Annotated in this window: 1 protein-coding gene; it reads right to left on the bottom strand. The window is 59.6% G+C overall.

Annotated elements, in window-relative coordinates; translation table 11 throughout:
- Positions 1–178: 178 nt before the first annotated feature.
- Positions 179–1,279 (bottom strand): IS4 family transposase, encoded by a 1,101-nt coding sequence (locus H1B27_RS39585; protein ID WP_197969770.1) that lies wholly within the window; start codon positions 1,277–1,279, stop codon positions 179–181.
- Between the last annotated feature and the right edge of the window lie 55 nt (positions 1,280–1,334).

The following is a 1,334-nucleotide window of genomic DNA, read 5'->3' on the forward strand; positions in this document are numbered from 1 at the left end:
CATAGGCGTTAAGGTAGTGCGAGCATCGATTGATACCGACGTTTTCGAGGAGGCTCGCGCAGGTGCCGCCCAAGCGCTCGTTTTCTGCGGCGGAAGCAACGGATGGTTGGTTGTGGAATGATCGCTTGTAGCAAGGATGCAACGAGTTGTTGCAGAATGCGCCAAGCGCCAGGTGTCGTCAGGCGGCCTGCATCCAGTGGGGAGAGTCCTCGAAGTCGCGGGCAAGCGGCTCGAGCAGCAGGATGATCAAGAGGTGGGCCAGCAGGTAGGGCTTGGCGGAGCGCGGATCGGTTCCAGGTGGCGTCTTGAGACCAATTAGGCTCTTCAGTCGCTTGAAGCCAAGTTCGATGCGCCATCGCAGTCGATAGAGCGCGAGTACATCCTTGGTGGAGAACTCGTCCCGTGCGAGCGACGTGACCAGAATGACCCAATCCGCGGCTTCCAGAGTTTCTTTGGAGATGACGCGGTTTTCGTCTTGTGCGTCTCGCCGGGCTTTACGACGCGAAGCCGCGACTGCACCGGCGGGCTTCTTGACTGCGACCAGACGCATAGCCAGAGGCGCACCGTCCTTGCGTTTGATCCAAATCCTCCGATCGATCAGTCCGTGCGCCTTCGCCGCACGCAATTGGGCGATCAGGTCGAAAGGAAGGCCTTTGGCATCAAGCCAACGTGCGTTCTTCCAGCCCGCTCGGATCAAAACGTCTGCCCCGGCGCCGCGGACAGCGGCGATGCGGTCAGGTTGCAGATAAGCGCGGTCAGCAATGCGGATCTCGTTCTTGACCACCGGTATCCGGTCAAACGTTTCGCCCTCTTGCTGATCTGTCAGCTCGAAGTGACCAAAGCGCTCATATGGCAGATCGAATGCACTATGAACGCGCCAAAGCTCGCTGTTCCTGCGCGCAGCCGGTCCTGCCTGAGGCACTGTCGTCGCATCGATAATACGGATCAGGCGGCCTCGGCTCGCCTTCGGGGCTGCCGCAGCGAGCAAGCCCTCCACCAGCACTGCAAACCAATCGCCACATTGACGCAGGCGATAGAACAACGCCACGCTGCTGAGGTCGGCAAGGCCAACAGAAGCGGCCCACGCGGCTGTCGATCTCAACCCTCGTTCACCCAGACAATAGGCCAGCATCAGCCGAAGTAACGACACCGCATCTGGAATTTGGCGCCGCCGCACGAAAGCCTTCGTCTGGCGCGCGCTTATCTCAAGCTGCGCAGCCCCGCCGAGCTGCGTAACCACTCTCGTCCAGTCCTCGTTCAGAAGCGATTCGTCTGCCATCCCGCTTTGGAATCACGTGTGATTCCAACACTCAAGAATAAACTTAACGCCTATG

Source organism: Bradyrhizobium diversitatis, assembly GCF_016031635.1.
In the GTDB taxonomy this organism is placed as follows: domain Bacteria; phylum Pseudomonadota; class Alphaproteobacteria; order Rhizobiales; family Xanthobacteraceae; genus Bradyrhizobium; species Bradyrhizobium diversitatis.

Bases quoted from the DNA above. Each gene is read 5' to 3' on its own strand.
- H1B27_RS39585 (WP_197969770.1), bottom strand. From the start codon at position 1,279: ATGGCAGACGAATCGCTTCTGAACGAGGACTGGACGAGAGTGGTTACG.